Genomic DNA, 18,223 nt, shown 5'->3' with positions numbered 1-18,223 from the left:
GGATCCGCGCCGCACGGAAATGTTATGTCGCGCAGAACATCATTGCCCAAGAAAATCTGTGACTTACGCTATCGTGGGCTGATGAGCGGCGCCCGGGCCAGTGACCCGATCAACGACGACCTCGGTTGGATGCTCGGTGTCGTCTTTCGTGCCTACCTCCGCGCCGCCGACCACGCCGTCGGTGACCTGCCCGGCGGGCCCCGCGGATACCAGGTGCTCACCTCGGTAGACCGGGAACCGGCCCGCAACCAGGGCGCCATCGCCGAGGAACTGGGCATCGACCGCACCGTGCTGACGTACCTGATCGACGATCTGGAACAGGCCGGGCTGGTGGTCCGCCGACCCGACCCGGCGGACCGGCGCAGCCGCCTGGTCATCCTCACCGAGACCGGGCGGACGGCCGCTCGGCACCGCCGCGAGTCCCTCGGCGCGGTCGAGTCGCACCTGTTGCGGGACTTGTCGCCGGAGCAGGCCGGCACCCTGCGTGACCTGCTGCGACGAGTGGCCTGCGCGGCGCAGGCGGTCGACCCGCTCACCGACCTGTGTCAGGTGGTCGAGGCGGCGGCGGAGGAACCGCCAGCCGGTCGCGCGGGCCGGCGGCGTCCGACCCGGAGCTGAAGCCGCACGTCACCGGGCGCGTCGGCCGGCGACAGCACGCACGCTCCCGGACACCGGCACCCGGCGGCGGGTTGCTCGGCGTACCGTCCCGGGATGCGGATCACGAAGTACACGCACTCCTGCGTCCGGCTCGAACACGACGGCGCCGTGCTCGTCATCGACCCGGGCACCTGGAGCGAGCCGCGGGCTCTGGCCGGCGCGGACGCCGTACTTGTCAGTCACGAGCACACCGACCACATCGACGTGCTTCGTCTCGCCGGCCTCGGTGTGCCGGTCTTCGCGCCGGAGGGTGCCGTCCTGCCGGATCTGGCGCCGCTGCCGGTGACCCGGGTGCGCCCGGGTCAGCGCTTCACCGCCGCCGGCCTCGACGTCACCGCGGTCGGCGGGCGGCACGCCACCATCCACGGCGGGCAGCCCGACTGCCCGAACCTCGGCTACCTCGTGGCCGACGCGGTCTACCACCCGGGCGATTCGCTCGCCCCGCCGGACCGGCCGGTGCGGACCCTGCTGGTGCCGGCGCAGGCGTCCTGGCTGAAACTGACCGAGGCGATCGACTTCGCGGTCGGGGTCGGTGCGGCCGAGGTCCTGCCGATCCACGACGCTCAACTCAACGAGCGTGGCCTGGCCAGCGTCAACGGCTGGTTCGGCGAGACCGTGCCCGGCTACCGCTACCTCGCACCGGGCGAGACCCGCTGACCGTGCGGACCCGGGACGGCCGCCCCGTGCCGGCCGTCCCGGACCCACCCCGCCCCGCGCCGGCCGCCTGGACTCGCTGCGGCTCGGCCCCGGGCCTGGACAACGGCCCTACGCCTCGAACCGAGGCGCGTCCGGGGTCAACACGCTGGTGCGTGCCGAGGCACCCCAGCCGTGCCGCAACCCGGCGGCGAGCGCGTCGAGCACCGCCGGCACGTCGCGGTCCGCCTGCTGGTGCATCGCCTCCACCACCACCAGGACGGTGCGGGTGTCGTCGCGCACCGCCGACCAGCCGCTCTGCCGGTTGGTCCACCGTCGCGCGTGTGCCCGGCCGAGCGGATCGGCGAAGATCACCTCACCGGGCTCGGGGTGCTCCTCGACCCCACCGAAGGTCAGGTAGCGCTCGTCGCCCCGGGCCGGGCGTACCTCGATGCCGCCACCACACCGGTCGACGTCGAGGATCCCCACCGGCACGGCGTACGCGGCCGAGACGGCGTTGCCGAGGTCCACCAGCGGGCTCACCCTCGGCAGGTCGCCGGCGGTGCGCAGCCGCCGCAGCAGCGACTCCGCCGCGCAGCGGTACCGTGTGGGAGCCAGGCCCATCCGCGTGAATCCCCGTCGCCACGCCTGGATCTCCGCGAACGCCGTCTCGGTGGTCCCGTCGAGCCGGCGCCGGGCCGTCCCGAGCAGCTCGGCCAGTGGCAGATCGGCGCGGGGCTTTCCGGCGACGCCCTCGGCGTACAGCACACCGGCGACGAGCGAGGGGTGCTGCGCCCACACCTGTGGTGAGTGCTGAAAGAACATGTCCGGCTCCTCGTCCCCTCACGCCTCGGCGCGGGCCAGCAGCAGCCCGAGCCCCAGGAACGACCCGGCGAAGCACCGGCGCAACCAGTCAGCCACCCGGGGCCGGTCGAGCACCCGCCGGCGGATCGCGGCGGCGCCGAGCCCGTAGCCGACGAAGACCACAAGCGTCGTCGCCGTGAAGACCGCGCCCAGGCCGAGCATCCGGCCGAGCGCACCCGGGCTGCCGGGCTGGACGAACTGCGGCAGGAACGCGACGAAGAAGATCGTCAACTTCGGGTTGAGCAGGTTCATCGCCACCGCCGAGCCGATGATCCGGCCGGCCGGTGGGGCGGGGCTGGTGTCGTCGACGGTGAACGCGCCCCGCTCGCGTACGGTCGCCACCGCCAGCCAGAGCAGATAGCCCACGCCCAGGTACTTGATCAGGTCGAAGGCCAGCGCGCTGGAGTGCAGCAGCGCGGCGAGCCCGGTCAACGCCGCCAGCAGGTGCGGCAACGTGGCCAACGTGCCACTCACGGCGGCGAGCAGGGCGGCCCGGCGCCCACCGGTCAGCCCGGCGGAGAGGGTGAACAGCACCCCGGCGCCCGGAGTCACGACGACCACCAGCGTGGTCAGCAGGAATGCGACGGTCACGAGAACTGCTCCCTGGTCGGTGATGGGTTCAGCACCACCCTGCCGGCACAATGGTCCGATGGGCAGTGCCAAAGACGTAGCCGCCGACAGGTCCATAACGGTGGGAGCGGACTCCGGCCGGACGCCCCGCCCGGCGGCGGAGCCGACCCTCAACGCCGGGGCGGACTTCCTGCACCTGGACGTCGGGCAGGCACCACCCGGCGGCCGGGCAACCTGGCTCACGGACCGGCTGCGCCGGGCGATCGCCGACGGCGTGATCCCCATCGGCTCCCGGCTGCCGGCCACCCGCACCCTCGCCGCCGACCTGGGCGTGTCGCGGGGCGTGGTGGTCGAGGCGTACCGGCGCCTGATGGAGGACGGGCACGTCGCCGGCCGGGGTCGCGCCGGCACCCGGGTCGTGGCCAGCGCCCTCACCGCCACGAACGCGGTCGCCGATCCGGCCGAGCCGCCGGGCGACCCGTCGCCGGCCCGGTTGGCCGATCCGGCCGCCGTGTTCCGGCTCGCACCCGGCACCGACGTCTTCGACACGGTACGTGCCATCCCGGCCCACATCGACCTCACACCCGGCGTACCCGATCTCGCGGCGTTTCCCCGCGCGGACTGGCTGCGGGCCGAGAAGACGGTGCTCGGCCGGTTGGTCGCCGCCGACCTCGGCTACGGCGACCCGTGCGGCACGCCGGCCCTGCGCCGCGCCGTCGCCGGATGGCTGGCCCGCAACCGGGGCATCACCGTCGACCCGGCCGAGGTCATCATCACCACCGGCGTCTCCCAGGCGCTCGGCCTGCTGGCCCAGGCGCTGCGCGACGACGGCGTGACCACGGTCGGCGTGGAGGACCCGGGCTCACTCGGCGTCCGTCAGCACCTCGACAACTGGCGGCTGACCACCGTGCCGATCCCGGTGGACGCGGCCGGTGTGCGGGTTGACGAGCTGACGGCCAGCGGGGTGCCGGCGGTGATGCTCACCCCGGCGCACCAGTTCCCGACCGGCGCGGTGCTCGACGGCGAACGGCGTCGCCAACTCGCCGGCTGGGCCCGCTCGGGCGGGCTGGTCATCGAGGACGACTACGACGCCGAGCACCGCTACGACCGCCCGCCGGTGCCCGCGCTGCGGGCCACCCTGCCCGAGCGGGTGTGCTACGCCGGCAGCGTGTCGAAGCTGCTCGCTCCGGCGTTGCGGATCGGCTGGCTGCTGGTGCCCCGCCGCTACCGGGACGCGGTGGTCGCGGCCAAACGCAACGCCGACCTGGGAAACGCCGTGCTGCCCCAACTCGTGCTCGCCGAGCTGATCACCAGCGGGGCGTTCGAACGGCAACTGCGGCTGCTGCGTCGGCGGCACGTACGCCGCCGGGACGCGATGACCGCCGCCCTGGCCCGTCACCTGCCGGGGGCGACCGTCCACGGCGCGGCGGCCGGGCTGCACCTGACGGTCACCCTGGACCGCGACGTGGTCGACACGGAACTCGCGGCGGCGGCGCTGGCGCGTGGGGTGAAGGTGCAGCCGTTGTCCTGGCACTGCCTGCGGCCCTACCGGCCCGGCCTGGTGCTGGGCTACGCGGCCAACACCGCCTCGGCCATCGACGCGGGCATCGCCACCGTCGCGGCGGTGCAGCACGGCGGGTAGCCGCCACGCTCACCCCGGGCGGGGCTCGGCCGGGCGCTCACCGCCCAGTCGGGCGTCGGCCGCCTGCTGGCCGTCGTCGTCCCCGGCCACCTCGCAGATCGCCGCCGCGTCCGCCCAGTGCCCACGGGCCTCCACGTGGTCGCCGAGCGCGGCCGCCGCGTCGCCCAGGTGCAGCAGCGTCCGCCCCAGCCCGGCGTCCGGGCGGCCACCCTCGCGCAGCCGCCAGCTCTCGGCCAGCAACTCGTACGCCTGACGGGCCTGTCCCGGCGCCACACCGAGCAACGCCACGCCCGCGTTGAGCAGCGCCACCGCCCGGTTGGTCGGGTCACCGAGCGACTCGTACTCGCGCAGCGCGGCCCGCCACGCCTGCGCCGCGTCGAGGTGCTCACCCATCGCCGAGTGGACCAGCACCAGATTGGTCAGCGCCGCCGCGTAGCCGCGTGCGTCGCCGAGCGACCGGAACGAGTTTGCCGCCCGTACCAGCAGGTCGTGCGCGGTCTCCAGCTCGTGCCGCGCCAGCCGCGCCGCCCCCAGCCCGAGGTCGCTGAGCGCCCGACCGGCGCGGTCGGCGCTGGCCCGGTGTCGCCGCGACAGCTCCAGATGCTCCACCGCCTCGTCGGTGCGGCCGAGGTCGAGCAGGGCCAGCCCGAGATTCATCCGCGCCTGGGCGGTGCCCCGGCGGCCCTGCCCGGCCACCGCCAGACTGAGCGCGGCCACCGCACCGTACGGGTCGTGCCGGCGACGACGCAGCACACCCAGCTCGTTGTGGGCCCAACCGGCGATCTCCGGCCGGTCCTGGGCGGTGGGGTTGGCCAGCACCGTCCGGCAGACGTCCTCCCACTCGTCGAGCCGTTCGGTGTGGGCGAGCCAGCCGCACAGCGCCACGGCCAGCCGGAACCACCAGTCCCGCACCCGACGCGGCAGGGTCTCCACCGCGCCGGCCGGCACCTTCACCACCGCCAGCAGCAACTCCTGATGCAGGTCGAACCAGCCGTACGGATCGTCGTCGGGCAGCCGCTGGTCGCGGTCGAGCGCCCCGGTCGCCAGGGCGGCCACCTGCTGTTCGGCCCGGCGGGCCAGATGCCGCGTCAGCCGCGCCTGCACGGTGACCCGCCGGTGCACCGGCTCGGCCTCCCGCAGATGCATCCGGGCGTACCCGGCGAGCAGCGGACGAACCTCGTACCGGTCGCCGGGCGCGCCGACGACGAAGGCGCCGTCGGCCAGCTCGTCCAACAGGGTGGCGACCCGGTGCGGTCGGCGTCCGGCGAGCGCGGCGATGGTCGCCCGGTCCAGCGGTACCCGGCTCAGCGACAGCAGCCGCCACAGCCGGCGAGCCTCGCCACTGAGCGCGTGGTACGCGGTGTCACGCGCGGTGACCAACCCCGTCACCGGTGACACCCCCACCCGCTGGTGCGGCGGAGTATCGGCGGCGCGGTGCAGGGCGTGCAGCACGTCGGCGGGCCGCCAGCCGTGTTGCGCGCCGCGTCGTCCCAGCTCGGTCACCGCGCGTGGCTGTCGTCCGCACAGCTCGACGATGGCCCGTACCGCCGGGTCGGAACGCGGGTCCGGGCGGTGCGGGCGGGCCACCGCGGTGGCGGCTCCGGCGTCGGCGAACATCTCCACCGCATCGTCGACGTCCGGCTCGGCCAGCCAGTACGCCACCACCCCGTCGACGGCGGCGAGCCGGCCGGTGCCGGCCAGCAGCAGCCGGCAGGCCCGAGCGGTCGGCGGTAGCAGCGGCCGGACCTGCGCCGGTGAGTCCACGTTGTCGAGCACCAGCAGCACCTTGCGGCCGTCCAGCTGGCCGCGCAGCTCGTCGGCGGCGTCGGCGAGGTCGTCCGGTCGACCGGACCGGGGCGCCCGGGTGCCGACGATGCGGGCCAGCGCGGCCAGCACCTCCCGGGGCGAGCGGGCCCGACCACCTCGGCGCACGTCGAGGTAGTACTGCCCGTCGGGGAAGTCCGTACGGCTCAGGTTCGCCGCCTGGATCGCGCACCAGGACGTCCCGACGGCGCGCCGGCCCACCACCGCCACCGCGTGTTCCGGGGCGAGCATGGCCACCACCGCCTCCGCCTGGCCCTGCCGACCGGTGTACCCGGCCGGCCAGGGCAGCGTCGGCGCGCTGCTGCCCGCCTGCGCCTCAACCTCCTCGCCGGCCAGCAGCTGCTCGCGTTGCCGCCGCCGCCACTCCACCAGGAAGGACGCGGCCACCCCGAGCGCCGCCAGGCCCAGGCTCGCCGAGCCGAGGACGGTAAGCGACAACTCGGAGAGCAGGTTGCCGGTGACGTTGCCAAGCACCGCGCTGACTCCGGCGCCGACCACCCCGCCGGTGGCCAGCAGCACGCTCAGCAGCCGGGACCGCCGACCAGCCTGTCGTGGTGGGGACCCGGTCACCGCACACCCCCGGCGACCAACCCGGCGACCACCTGCCGGCGAGCCAGCACGAACACCAGCACCGGCAGGATCGAGGCGAGCACGCAACCGGCGGCGAGCGTGCCGCTGCCGGCCACGAAGCCCCGGGTCTGCGAGGCGAGGAACAACCCGAGCGGGGCGGCGTCCGGCCCGCTGAACAGCAGACCCACCACCAGGTCGTTCCACACCTGCACGAACTCCAGGACCGCCACCGCCACCAGCGCGGTGCGGTTGTGCCGGGCCAGCCGCCGCAACATGCCCCACCAGTGCCGCCCGCCGAGCCGGGCGGCACGAACCTGGTCGGCGGGCAGGTCGGCGAAGGAGTTGCGCAACACCAGCACCGCGAACGGAACACCCAGGGCGATGTGCACCAGGGCCACTCCCCGGGCCGTGCCGGAGGACAGCACCAGCCCGAGCACCTCGTTGAGCGGGCCGGCGATCACCTGCACCGGGACCACCACCGCGGCCATCAGCACCAGCCCGGTGACCTGGGCGGCCGACCCGGTCAGCCAGGCCAGGGGGTAGGCGGCGAGCAGCGCGACGCCCAGCACCGCGGCGGTGACCACGACGGCGAGCACAAGCGTGAAGCCGAGGCTGCGCCACAGCTCCGCGCCGCTGAGCACGGCCCGGTAGGAGTCCAGACCCGGCGGGCCGGACCACCAGCCACCGGTGGCCGCCCGTACCGGATTCTGCGACGACGTGGCGGCCAACACCCCCAGCGGCAGCAGCCAGGCGATCGCCGCACCCGCGGCGAGCAGCCGGACCAGCCGGCGCGGTGGCCGCGCGGTCGCGGCGCTGCCCGCCGGCTGCTGCGGCGGCGGCCACGCCTGCCGGACGAACAGGGCCACCACCAGCATGCCGGCGGTCACCGCCACCAGCCAGACGACACCCAGGGCGGCGCCCTCGCCGGTGGTCGTCGCACCGGAGGTCTGCCAGATCCGCAGCGAGAGCACCGCCGCCTCGTCGCGCACCGATCCCGGCGTCATCACCAGGATCAGGTCGAAGGTGCGGCTGGTGCCGACGGCGACGAGGGCGAAGACCACCGCGACGGTACGCAGCAGCAGCGGTCGCCACTGCGCGTCCCAGAGCACGTCGCGGCGGGTGCCGCCGAAGGCCCGGACCGCGTCGACGAGCCCGGTCGGCACCGCGTCGAGAGCGGCCCGGAACACCAGCATCGCCAGCCCGACCCAGGCCCACACGAACGCCGACATCACCGCCACGGTGACCAGGTCCGGCCCGAGCAGTTGGGGCAGTTGCTCCGGGTCGCGTCCGGTCGCCCGGGCCAGCAGCAGGGTGGCCAGCCCGCGCTCCGGGTCGGGGTCGTAGAGCAGCCGGAAGGTCACGCCGGTGACCACCAGCGGCAGCGCGGTCGGCACCACCAGGATGAGCCGGACCAGCCAGCCCTCCTGGGAACGCCGGGAGGCTGCGGCGAGCAGATAGCCCAGGACGGTGACCACCGTCGGTACCAGCAGCGCCCACAGCAGGGTGCGCCCGATCACCGCGGCGGTGCCGGGGGCGGCGAGGGCGGCCCGGTAGTGTTCGCCGCCCACCCAGCGGCCGTCGGTGGTGACGCTGGCGTGCACGGTACGCAGCACCGGCCAGGCCAGCAGGCCGCCGAGCAGCAGCACCGCCGGTGCCAGCAGCGCCCAGCCGACGCCGGCCGCCGGATAGGCCCGGCCGCGTCGGGGCGGCCCGACATCGTCGAGCACCGCCAGCTCGCCCAGCAGCGGGCCGCGGCTCACCTGCCGCCCCCCGCCGCCGCCCGGGCTGCCTCCGCCAGTTGCCCGGTGGCCCGGCGGACCGCCTCGCGGGCCGGCACCCCGTCGGTCACGTTCATGAAGAAGTCCTGCATGATCCGCCAGATCCCCACCCCGTCGGTGCCGGTGAAGGTGCCGGGCAGTTGGTCGGAGAGGTCGAACTGCACGGTGTCGGCGGCCCGCAGCTCGCTGGCGAGGCGTCGGCGCAACGGGTCGCGGTAGCTGGCCACCGGCACGGCGAGGTTGGGGGAGAGGTAACCCCCGGCATCGAGCCAGGGCAGGAAGGCCACCGCGTCGCTGAGCCAGCGCACCAACTCCGCCCCGCCGTCGGAGCCGGCGAACGCCACCGCCGCGTCGCCACCGACGATCAGCGGCTGGTCGGCCACCCGGGCGCCGGGGAAGCGGAACGTGGCCAGCGGCTCCGTGCCCAGGCGGAACCGGCCGACCACCGCATCGACGAAGTCGGCCTCGAACACCATGGTCGCCTCGCGGTGGTGCACCACCTGAATGATCGACTCCTCGAACTGGGTGAGCAGGGCCCGCCGCCCGCCGCCCGGGAACGCCCCATCCACACCCCACAGTTCGGCGAGCCGCTCCAGCGCGTACCGCACTGGCAGGCCCCGCCAGTCGGCCTCACCACGGGCCAACGCCGCGTACAGGTCCACGTCGGCGACGTCGCCGAGCACGTTCTCGAACCAGTCGGTGAGCACCCAGCCGTCGGCGGCACCGATCGCCAACGGGGCCGGGCCCGCACCCGCCCGGTGCCGTTCGCCGAGCCGGCGGGTCAACCTCACCAGCGCGTCCCAGGACCTGGGCGGCTCGGCCAGCATCGACGGAAAGTGCCAGAACAGCGACTTGTGCGCCGCCTTGACCCAGACGCCGTAGCGACGCCCGTCGACGCTGAGCAGGTCGCGCATGCCCGCCGGGGCGGTGTAGCTGACCGCCGGGGTCACCTCGCTGAGCCAGCCCCGCCGGGCGTACTCGACGACCAGACCGGGTCGGGGCAGGATCGCCACGTCGGGGCTGGTGCCGGCGGCGCGGCGCGCGGTCAGAAACGCGTCGATGTCGTTGCCCACGCTGACCACCTGCACGGTCGTCGGATAGCCGGCGACCACCTCCCGGAACCGGGCCAACTCGCCGCCGGCCCAGACGACCGCCACCTGCACCGACCGACGTCCCTGCCCACAGCCAGCGGCCATCGCGCCGGTGGCCGCCGCGGCGGCACCCAGCAGCGTACGGCGACGCAACCCGGCCCCGGTCATGCCCGCACCTCCGGCTGGACCGGACCGGGCGGCACGTCGTCGACGACCGGCACTCGCTCGGTCACGCCGGCCAGCACCTCCTCCTCGGCCGAGCAGAGCAGCACCGTCACACCCGGGGCGTCCGGTGGGGCCGTGCGCTGGAGCAGGTCCGGCAGGAAGACCCCGTCGACCGGGGCCGGCAGGTCGATCACCAGCACCTCGGGCAGACAGGCCATGGCCCGGGCGAGTGCGACCCGGAATCGTTGCGCCTCGGACAGCAGGTGCGGGCGCAGACCCAGCGTGGGGGCGAGTTCGAGCCGGTCGACCAGGGCGGCTGCCCAGCTCTCGGCGACGTCGCGTACCCACTGACGTCGGCGCTGACCGTAGGAGATGTTGCGCCCGACGGTGAGGTGGGGCAGCAGAGCGCCGCCGGCCGGCACGTATCCGATGCGGCGGCGCAGCGGCGGCAGGTCGGTGACGTCCCGGCCGCCGACCAGGATCCGGCCGGTGACCGGCGCGGCCAGCCCGGCCACCACCCGCGCCACCGCGGTGGCCGGCCGGGGCCGGGCGATCAGGGCGACCGTCGCGCCGACGGCCACGTCGATGTCGAGCGGCGACATGTCCGGCACGGCAACGAGGTCGTGTGTGCGTAACGTGACCATCACCTCCGGCGACCCTCGTTGTCATCCCAGCCTGTCACAGGCACACCACGCTCGGTGTCTCCGGCCGCCGTCCATCGTGGCCTGGGCACTGTCGGTTACCGTGCCAGCCATGGGAGCGACCCCCTTCGCCGCCGGCCGTGACGCCGACGTGTACGCCCTCGACGGGGCCCGGGTGCTGCGCCGCTACCGCGACGGCACCGACGTCGCCGTCGAGGCCCGATTCATGTCCCACCTGCACGCCGCCGGATTCCCGGTGCCCCGGGTGCACCGCGCCGACGGCGCGGACCTGGTGATGCAGCGGGTGGCCGGACCGACGATGCTTCAGGCGCTGGTAGCGGGCACCATCGAGGTGGAACCGGGAGCAGCCATCCTCGCCGGACTGCACCGTCGACTGCACGCCGTGGCACCGCTGACCGGCGCCCGGGACGGCGAGCGGATCCTGCACCTGGACCTGCATCCGGACAACGTGATCCTCGACCCGGCCGGGCCGGTGCTGCTGGACTGGCGCAACGTCCGGCACGGCCCACCCGGACTGGACGTGGCGATGACGGCGCTGATCCTCGCCCAGGTCGCGGTCGACCCGGACCAGCCGATGGCCGCGGCGGCCGACGAGATGCAGCGTGCCTACCGGTACGCGCTGCGTGATCATGCCGCCCCGCTCGTCGCCGAGGCCCTGGCCATCCGGCGGGCCAACCCCACCCAGACCCCGACCGAGCTCGCGCTCCTCGACGCCGCGGCGGCCCTGCTCACCTCGTGAACCGGGAACCCGCCGGACGAAGGCGATAGGGTCTCGATCAGCACTGCGCGGGCGGGAGACGAGGATGACCCCAGAGCATGTCGACGTGCTCATCGTCGGCGCCGGTCTCTCCGGTATCGGAGCCGCCTGCCACCTGCGGCGTCGCCACCCGGGCCGGACGTACGCGCTGGTCGAGGCGCGCGACGCGATCGGCGGCACCTGGGACCTGTTCCGCTACCCAGGGGTGCGTTCGGACTCGGACATGTTCACCCTCGGCTACTCGTTCGCGCCGTGGACCGCCCCGAAGAGCCTTGCCGACGGCGACACCATCCGCGACTACCTGATCCGTACCGCCGACGAGCACGACGTCACCCGACACATCCGGTTCCGGCACCGCGTCCAGCGGGCCGACTGGGACAGCCACCGGGCCCGTTGGACGGTGCACGTACGCCGCGAGGGCACCACCGAGACCGTCGTCCTGACCTGCTCCTTCCTGTACGCCTGCACCGGCTACTACCGGTACGAGGACGGCCACACGCCGCACTTCACCGGCCAGGAACGGTTCACCGGCCGGATCGTGCATCCGCAGCACTGGCCCGCAGCCCTCGACCTCACCGGCCAGCGGGTGGTGGTCATCGGCAGCGGCGCCACCGCCGTGACGCTGGTGCCGGCGCTGGCCCGGCAGGCGGTCCGGGTGACCATGCTGCAACGCTCACCCACGTACCTGCTGGCGCTCTCCTCCCGCGACCGGCTCGCCGACGCCGTACGGCGGCTGCTGCCGGCGCGGCTGGCGCACCAGACCGTGCGCTGGAAGAACATCCTGCTCGCCACGGCCAACTACCAGCTCAGCCGGCGCGCCCCCGGGCTGGTACGCCGGCTGCTGCGGCGTCAGGCGGCCCGTCGGCTGCCCGCCGGCTTCGACGTCGAACGCCACTTCACCCCCCGCTACGACCCGTGGGACCAGCGGCTGTGCGTGGTTCCCGACGGTGACCTCTTCGCCGTGCTCTCCGACGGGCGGGCCGAGGTGGTCACCGACACGGTGGAGACCTTCACCGCCCGGGGCATCCGGCTCGCCTCGGGTCGGGAACTGCCCGCCGACGTGGTGGTCACCGCCACCGGGCTGGACCTGCTCGCCCTCGGCGGGATGACCCTGCGGGTGGACGGGGTGGAGGTGGACCTGCCGGAGACCGTCGCGTACCAGGGCATGATGCTCTCCGGGGTGCCGAACTTCGCCATGACCATCGGCTACACCAACGCCTCCTGGACGCTCAAGGCCGACCTGGTGGCCGGCTACGTGTGCCGGCTGCTGCGCCACCTGGACCGCACCGGAACCCAGATCGTCACCCCGCTCGCCCCACCACCAGGCCCGCGTACGCCGTTGATCGGCCTCACCTCCGGTTACGTGCGGCGCGGCGTCGGCAGGCTGCCCCACCAGGGCACCCGAGCGCCGTGGCGGCTGCACCAGAACTACCTGCGTGACCTGCTGCCCATGCGGTACGGGCGGCTGACCGACCCCAACGTCCGGTTCGACCGGGCCGGCGCGCCGCGACGGAGCGCCGTCGATGCGTAGGCTCACCCCACCACACCACGGGTGTGCCAGGTCGGATCGCCGCGCCTGCTGCCGTCCGAGCCGGCGCCGCTGGTGAAGCGGTGCCGTTCCGTCGTGGCGGCGGTAGGTTCGCCTCCGGAGGCGAACGCGGCAGCCGCCGTCGTGCGGCGACGGCGGGGCCGCATGCCGGCGCGGAGTAGGAGGACAGCGTGAGCCAGCAGGTACGGGGAGTCATCTCCCGCAGCAAGGGCGCGCCCGTCGAGGTCACCGAGATCGTGGTGCCCGACCCCGGGCCGGGGGAGGCGGTGGTCCGGGTGCAGTCGTGCGGCGTCTGCCACACCGACCTGCACTACCGCGAGGGCGGCATCAACGACGACTACCCGTTCCTGCTCGGCCACGAGGCCGCCGGCATCGTCGAGCAGGTCGGCGAGGGCGTGGACGCGGTCGCACCCGGTGATTTCGTGGTGCTCAACTGGCGGGCCGTCTGCGGGGTGTGCCGGGCTTGCCGGCGCGGTCGGCCGTGGTACTGCTTCGCCACCCACAACGCCGCCCGGAAGATGACGCTTACCGACGGCACCGAACTCGCCCCGGCCCTGGGCATCGGCGCCTTCGCCGAGAAGACCCTGGTCCACGCCGGCCAGTGCACGAAGGTGGACCCGGCGGCCCGGGCGGCCGCCGTCGGGCTGCTCGGCTGCGGGGTGATGGCGGGCCTCGGCGCGGCGATGAACACCGGTGGAGTGACCCGGGGTGACTCGGTGGCGGTGATCGGCTGCGGTGGCGTCGGCGACGCGGCGGTGGCCGGCGCGGCCCTGGCCGGCGCGACCACGATCATCGCGGTGGACACCGACTCCCGCAAGCTCGACTGGGCCCGCCGCTTCGGTGCCACCCACACCGTCAACGCCTCCGAGGCCGACCCGGTGGCGGAGATCCAGGCCGCCACCGGCGGCTTCGGCGCCGACGTGGTGATCGACGCGGTCGGCCGGCCGGAAACCTGGAAGCAGGCCTTCTACGCCCGCGACCTGGCCGGCACCGTCGTGCTGGTCGGCGTGCCCACGCCCGAGATGCGCGTCGAACTGCCCCTGTTGGACGTCTTCGGCCGTGGTGGCGCCCTGAAGTCCAGCTGGTACGGCGACTGTCTGCCCAGCCGGGACTTCCCGATGCTCACCGAGCTGTACCTGCAGGGCCGCCTCGACCTGGACGCCTTCGTCACCGAGGAGATCGGCCTGGACGGGGTGGAGGAGGCGTTCGACCGGATGCACCGGGGCGATGTGCTCCGCTCGGTGGTGGTCTTCTGATGGCCGCCCGGATCGACCACGCGGTCACCTCCGGCACCTTCTCCCTCGACGGTCAGACCTTCGACGTGGACAACAACGTGTGGGTGGTCGGCGACGAGACCGAGTGCGTCGTGATCGACGCCCCGCACGACATCGACGCCATCCTCGAGGTGGTGGCCGGGCGGCGGGTCACCGCGATCGTCGCCACACACGCCCACGACGACCACGTCCGGGTCGCCCCGCAACTGTCCCGGGCCACCGGTGCCCCGGTGCTGCTGCACCCCGCCGACCGGGTGCTGTGGGACATGGTGCATCCCGACGAACCACCGGGCGGCACCCTCGGCGACGGCCAGGTCATCACGGCGGGCGGCACCACGCTGACCGTGCTGCACACCCCCGGGCACAGCCCCGGCGCGTGCTGCCTGCACGCCCCCGAACTGGGCGCCGTCTTCACCGGCGACACCCTGTTCGCCGGCGGGCCGGGTGCCACCGGCCGCTCGTACAGCGACTTCGGCACGATCGTCGACTCGATCCGCGACCGGCTGCTCGTCCTCCCGCCGGACACGATGGTGCACACCGGGCACGGCGACAGCACCAGCATCGGGGCCGAGGCTCCGCAGTTGCCTCAGTGGCTCGCCAGGGGCCACTGAGGGCGCTGCCGCTTCCGACCCGGCCCGCGAAAACCGGGATGCGGCCAGGAGCCGATCCCGGCGAGACTGCCGGCATGTCCGTCGATCCGACACTGACCGCCGCGCAACGCGCGGCACTGCGCCACGTGCGCGCGGTGGCATTGCGCGACCGTCCCGCCGCGCTGGCGGTGATCGGGCGGGCGCTGGCCGCCGTCGGGGTGCGCCACGAACCGGAGCGGCTCGTCGCGGAGATCGGTCGGCAGGGACGGATCACCCTCAACTTCCACCCCGACCGGCTGCGCGCCGACGGCCGCACGGTCGCCGAGGCCCTCGCCACCGAGGGGGTCTACCGCAACCAGTTCGAGACGCGGATCTCCAACGGCGGCCTCACCGCGTACCCCGGTGGGGACCGTGACCGCTGGGAGGAGCGCCTGTTCGGCGGCGCCTACCAGCGACCGGGCGTCGGACCGGCGGAGCGGCCGAAGTACGGCGGCCTCAATCTGCTCGACCACCCCGACGGCGCGTGTCCCCGGTTCGGCTCCTGTCACCTGCGGCTGCGTCCCGAGGTGCTGGCCCGGACCACCTTCTGCTTCGGCGACAGCCACCTCGGACCGCGTGACGTCGGCACCGTCGACGTGGTCGAGCCGGTGCTGGCCGCCCTGATCGCCGCCACCACCGACACCGGCGTGTGCCTGGGCCGGCCCGGTACGGACCTGGTGACCCTGACCGGTGAACTGTTGCGTCGTCGGGAGGCGGTGGCCGCGACACCCCGGGCCGCCGGCCGGGCCCTCGACGACTACGTCGAGGCACAGGTGCACGGCGAGATCCGACTGGACCGCGACGTCCTGGAACTGGTCGCCGATCCCTCGTTCCGGGGCACCGACACCGCGACGAGGCTGATCGCCGCCGCCCAGCGGTACGACTTCCCGATCCGCTGGCACGCCGGCTTCGCGCTGCCCGTGGACCGGGTGGACGCCGAGTTCCGTGGGCCGGCGATCCCGCCGTTGGCGGCCCGGGTGCACGCCGAGTTCGGCCGGACGGGTGAGCCGCTGCACGCCGCGCTGATCGGGCGGGCCGCGGCGTCGGTGGTGACCGACCCGGGCCGATGGGCCGACCACGGACCGACCACGGACACCTTGCAGCAGCTCAAGCAGCTCTGGCACGTCCTGGTGCGGTTCGGCGACGCGTACGAGGTGTGACGCTCGCTGTCCGTTTCATGCCCACCGAGCCCGTCTGCGCCGTGACCTGGGTCGCAGCCAACCAGCTCTGGCACATTTCCGGAATGGCGGACTTGGCAACCGGGTTGTGTCCCCCATAGCGCCGGCTGGCAAACCTCGACCAGCTCGGCCCGTCCCCCGAGAGCGGCTCAACCCGAGCGGCTCGTACCCGATCGAAAGGGCAACCATCGTGAAGCCGGACTTCACTCGATGGCTCCCGGCCATCGCGACGATCCCGAACCGGAAGACCGCGCTCAGCGTGGTGGGCGTGACCGCCCTCGCCGGACTCGCCTTCGGCCCCACGGCCGTGGCCGCACCGATCACCGCCGGCCCGCACGCTGGCGCGGTTGCGGCGATCGACCGGGCGACCGGTCGCACCAGCACCGGCGTCACCGTGGAATCCGGGCTGACCACTGCGGGCCGCACCGACAAGCCGGACGCGGGGAAGCCGACCCGGGACGAGCTGATCCCGCACGGCGTGCAGGGCGCCCAGTCGCGTGTTCCGCTCGACGACGCTCAGCGCGACAACGCCAAGACCATCATCGAGGTGGCCAAGCGCACCGGGGTCGGTGAGCGCGGCGCGGTGATCGGCATCGCCACCTCGTTGCAGGAGTCGAAGCTCTACAACCTGGGACACCTGGGCGCGTGGAACGACCACGACTCGCAGGGCCTGTTCCAGCAGCGGCCGTCCACCGGATGGGGCAGCGTGGAGCAGATCCGGGACCCCGAGTACTCCTCGACCGTCTTCTTCGAGGCGCTGAAGAACGTCGGCGGCTGGCGGGATCTGCCGCTGACCACCGCCGCGCAGACGGTGCAGGTGTCGGCCTACCCGTTCCACTACGCGCAGTGGGAGGAGCAGGCGGCGGACATCGTCTCCCAGCTCTGGTGACACCGCGGTCAGTGACCGCCCGGCCGGCCCCGCTCGCGGGGCCGGCCGCGGCGGTGGTTGCCGAGGATGTCGATGGCGGCCGCCACCAGGGCCAGCGCGATGATCGCGGCCGAGGTGAGCAGCGACCGTTCGAACGCCCGCGACCAGGCGTCCGCGCCGTCGGCCAGCGCGGAGAAGAAGACCGCGCCGACCACCGCGATGCCGGCGGCCGAACCGATCCGTTGCCCGGTCTGCAACATCCCGGCACCACTGCCGGCCTGCGGAACCGGCACCTGCGTCAGGGTCAGCGTCTGGTTGGGGGCGATCACCAGGCCGCTGCCGATGCCGGCGACCAGCAACGGCAGCGCGGTCACCCAGGGCACGGGGGCGTGTGGCGCCAGCTCGATGGCCAGCGCGGCGAGACCGAGACCGGTCACCACGCCGACCAACCCGATGGCGACCAGCGGACGGCCGTACCGGTTGACCAGCCGCCCGCCGACGGCGGACGCGACGGCTGACCCGAGCGCGAACGGGGTGATCGCCGCACCGGCGACCAGGGCGCTGTAGCCACGCCCGTTCTGCAGGTAGAGGGTGAAGATGAAGAAGATCGCGGTGAACCCGCCGAAGTAGAGCAGCGCGATCGTCGAGCCGAGGGCGTACGACCGGTGACCGAACAGGCGGACGTCGAACAGCGGCGGGCCGTGCCGGGCGTACCGGCGCTCCCAGCCGACGAAGGCGGCGAGCGTGATCAGGCCGGCGGGCATCAGCAGCCACTTCGTCACGCCGTGCCACTGCTCGCGCTGCACCAGCGGCAGCAGCACGAGCGTCACGCCGATGCCGAGCAGCAGCACGCCGACCGGGTCGAACCGGCGTTGCGCACCGCGTGGGGTGATCCGGCCGGGCAACAACCGCCAGCCGAGCAGCACCGCGACGATCCCCACCGGCACGTTGACGAAGAAGACCCACCGCCAGCCGTGTTCCGGGCCACCGGCGGCGATCAGCAGGCCGCCGAGCAACGGACCGATCGCGGTGGAGATGCCGATGGTGGCACCGAGCCATCCGAAGGGTCGGCCCCGCTCGGGCCCGGCGAACAGCTGCTGGATCAGGCCGGTCACCTGCGGGTTCACCACCCCGGCGGCGGCGCCCTGGAGGAGCCGGGCGGCGATCAGCCAGCCGGGGGACTGGGCCAGCCCGGCCAGCGCGCTGGTCAGCGTGAACAGGGCGATGCCGAAGACGAACGCGTTGCGTCGCCCACGGACGTCACCGAAGCGTCCCGCCGGCACCAGAACCAGCCCGAAGCTCAGCGCGTACCCGGACAACACCCACTGCAGGTCGCTGGGATCCGCCCGCAGGGCACGCTCCAGGGACGGCAGGGCCACGTTGACGATGCTGATGTCGAGCAGCGTCATGAACGCCGCGACCAGCCCCACGCCGAGGGCCTGCCAACGTCGCCGCTCGTACGACGCGGTCCCGGAGCCCGCGGAACCGCTCGGCTTCGCCGACGTCAACCGG

16 protein-coding genes are annotated in these 18,223 nt (G+C 74.0%); 9 read left to right on the top strand and 7 right to left on the bottom strand.

Annotated elements, in window-relative coordinates; genetic code table 11:
- Positions 1-81: 81 nt before the first annotated feature.
- Positions 82-618 (top strand): MarR family winged helix-turn-helix transcriptional regulator, encoded by a 537-nt coding sequence (locus KBX50_RS00785; protein ID WP_210933706.1) that lies wholly within the window; start codon positions 82-84, stop codon positions 616-618.
- Between the two features lie 93 nt (positions 619-711).
- Positions 712-1,314: an MBL fold metallo-hydrolase gene (locus KBX50_RS00780; RefSeq protein ID WP_210933704.1), complete on the top strand. Its 603-nt coding sequence runs from the start codon at positions 712-714 to the stop codon at positions 1,312-1,314.
- A 108-nt stretch (positions 1,315-1,422) separates the two neighbouring features.
- Here the strand turns inward: KBX50_RS00780 and KBX50_RS00775 are convergent, their stop codons facing one another.
- Both KBX50_RS00775 and KBX50_RS00770 read right to left on the bottom strand, forming a co-directional pair.
- On the bottom strand, positions 1,423-2,115 hold the full coding sequence (locus tag KBX50_RS00775; protein WP_210933702.1) for a B3/4 domain-containing protein: 693 nt from the start codon (positions 2,113-2,115) through the stop codon (positions 1,423-1,425).
- Positions 2,116-2,133: 18 nt separating this feature from the next.
- A complete protein-coding gene (locus KBX50_RS00770; RefSeq protein WP_210933699.1) occupies positions 2,134-2,745 on the bottom strand; it encodes a LysE family translocator in 612 nt (203 codons plus the stop codon).
- Between the two features lie 58 nt (positions 2,746-2,803).
- On the opposite strand from KBX50_RS00770, the gene KBX50_RS00765 reads away from it, so the two are divergent.
- Positions 2,804-4,366 carry a PLP-dependent aminotransferase family protein gene (locus tag KBX50_RS00765; protein ID WP_210933696.1) on the top strand — a complete coding sequence of 521 codons (1,563 nt, stop codon included), beginning with the start codon at positions 2,804-2,806 and terminating at the stop codon, positions 4,364-4,366.
- Positions 4,367-4,375: 9 nt separating this feature from the next.
- Here KBX50_RS00765 and KBX50_RS00760 read toward each other — a convergent pair whose 3' ends face one another.
- From KBX50_RS00760 to KBX50_RS00745, 4 genes are read right to left on the bottom strand one after another with little or no spacing between them, the layout of a single operon-like run.
- Positions 4,376-6,760: a tetratricopeptide repeat protein gene (locus KBX50_RS00760; protein ID WP_210933694.1), complete on the bottom strand. Its 2,385-nt coding sequence runs from the start codon at positions 6,758-6,760 to the stop codon at positions 4,376-4,378.
- Entirely contained in the window at positions 6,757-8,520 is a 1,764-nt protein-coding gene (locus tag KBX50_RS00755) for an ABC transporter permease subunit (RefSeq protein WP_210933692.1), read from the bottom strand. Before KBX50_RS00755 ends, KBX50_RS00760 begins: the two co-directional genes overlap by 4 nt.
- Positions 8,517-9,797, bottom strand: coding sequence for an ABC transporter substrate-binding protein (locus KBX50_RS00750; protein ID WP_210933690.1), 1,281 nt, complete (start codon positions 9,795-9,797; stop codon positions 8,517-8,519). Before KBX50_RS00750 ends, KBX50_RS00755 begins: the two co-directional genes overlap by 4 nt.
- On the bottom strand, positions 9,794-10,396 hold the full coding sequence (locus KBX50_RS00745) for an ATP-binding cassette domain-containing protein (protein ID WP_210933688.1): 603 nt from the start codon (positions 10,394-10,396) through the stop codon (positions 9,794-9,796). The genes KBX50_RS00750 and KBX50_RS00745 overlap by 4 nt, the downstream gene beginning before the upstream one ends.
- Before the next feature lie 151 nt (positions 10,397-10,547).
- On the opposite strand from KBX50_RS00745, the gene KBX50_RS00740 reads away from it, so the two are divergent.
- The 6 genes from KBX50_RS00740 (at position 10,548) to KBX50_RS00715 (ending at position 16,732) form a co-directional block, all read left to right on the top strand.
- On the top strand, positions 10,548-11,195 hold the full coding sequence (locus KBX50_RS00740) for a phosphotransferase (protein ID WP_210933687.1): 648 nt from the start codon (positions 10,548-10,550) through the stop codon (positions 11,193-11,195).
- Positions 11,196-11,259: 64 nt separating this feature from the next.
- Positions 11,260-12,744, top strand: coding sequence for an NAD(P)/FAD-dependent oxidoreductase (locus KBX50_RS00735; RefSeq protein ID WP_210933686.1), 1,485 nt, complete (start codon positions 11,260-11,262; stop codon positions 12,742-12,744).
- A gap of 188 nt (positions 12,745-12,932) precedes the next feature.
- Entirely contained in the window at positions 12,933-14,018 is a 1,086-nt protein-coding gene (locus tag KBX50_RS00730; RefSeq protein ID WP_210933685.1) for an S-(hydroxymethyl)mycothiol dehydrogenase, read from the top strand.
- Positions 14,018-14,647, top strand: a complete 630-nt coding sequence (locus KBX50_RS00725; protein WP_210933684.1) for an MBL fold metallo-hydrolase — start codon at positions 14,018-14,020, stop codon at positions 14,645-14,647. Before KBX50_RS00730 ends, KBX50_RS00725 begins: the two co-directional genes overlap by 1 nt.
- Before the next feature lie 74 nt (positions 14,648-14,721).
- Positions 14,722-15,825 (top strand): DUF3626 domain-containing protein, encoded by a 1,104-nt coding sequence (locus KBX50_RS00720; RefSeq protein ID WP_210933681.1) that lies wholly within the window; start codon positions 14,722-14,724, stop codon positions 15,823-15,825.
- 208 nt (positions 15,826-16,033) lie between these two features.
- The gene (locus KBX50_RS00715; RefSeq protein WP_210933679.1) at positions 16,034-16,732 is read left to right on the top strand and encodes a hypothetical protein; all 699 of its coding nucleotides are present in this window, start codon (positions 16,034-16,036) and stop codon (positions 16,730-16,732) included.
- An 8-nt stretch (positions 16,733-16,740) separates the two neighbouring features.
- On the opposite strand, the gene KBX50_RS00710 is transcribed toward KBX50_RS00715, so the two are convergent.
- Positions 16,741-18,219, bottom strand: coding sequence for an MFS transporter (locus tag KBX50_RS00710; RefSeq protein ID WP_247672869.1), 1,479 nt, complete (start codon positions 18,217-18,219; stop codon positions 16,741-16,743).
- Positions 18,220-18,223 lie beyond the last annotated feature (4 nt).

Source organism: Micromonospora sp. C51, from assembly GCF_018070435.1.
Taxonomy (GTDB): domain Bacteria; phylum Actinomycetota; class Actinomycetes; order Mycobacteriales; family Micromonosporaceae; genus Micromonospora; species Micromonospora sediminimaris.
The sequence above is the reverse complement of the archived record's forward strand: the minus strand, read 5'-3'. Positions and strand labels throughout refer to the sequence as shown.

Excerpts from the sequence above, each read along its gene's own strand:
- KBX50_RS00785 (WP_210933706.1), top strand. The coding sequence starts at position 82 with ATGAGCGGCGCCCGGGCCAGTGACCCGATCAACGACGACCTCGGTTGG.
- KBX50_RS00780 (WP_210933704.1), top strand. The coding sequence starts at position 712 with ATGCGGATCACGAAGTACACGCACTCCTGCGTCCGGCTCGAACACGAC.
- KBX50_RS00775 (WP_210933702.1), bottom strand. The coding sequence starts at position 2,115 with ATGTTCTTTCAGCACTCACCACAGGTGTGGGCGCAGCACCCCTCGCTC.
- KBX50_RS00765 (WP_210933696.1), top strand. The coding sequence starts at position 2,804 with ATGGGCAGTGCCAAAGACGTAGCCGCCGACAGGTCCATAACGGTGGGA.
- KBX50_RS00750 (WP_210933690.1), bottom strand. The coding sequence starts at position 9,797 with ATGACCGGGGCCGGGTTGCGTCGCCGTACGCTGCTGGGTGCCGCCGCG.
- KBX50_RS00745 (WP_210933688.1), bottom strand. The coding sequence starts at position 10,396 with ATGTCGCCGCTCGACATCGACGTGGCCGTCGGCGCGACGGTCGCCCTG.
- KBX50_RS00740 (WP_210933687.1), top strand. The coding sequence starts at position 10,548 with ATGGGAGCGACCCCCTTCGCCGCCGGCCGTGACGCCGACGTGTACGCC.
- KBX50_RS00735 (WP_210933686.1), top strand. The coding sequence starts at position 11,260 with ATGACCCCAGAGCATGTCGACGTGCTCATCGTCGGCGCCGGTCTCTCC.
- KBX50_RS00725 (WP_210933684.1), top strand. The coding sequence starts at position 14,018 with ATGGCCGCCCGGATCGACCACGCGGTCACCTCCGGCACCTTCTCCCTC.
- KBX50_RS00720 (WP_210933681.1), top strand. The coding sequence starts at position 14,722 with ATGTCCGTCGATCCGACACTGACCGCCGCGCAACGCGCGGCACTGCGC.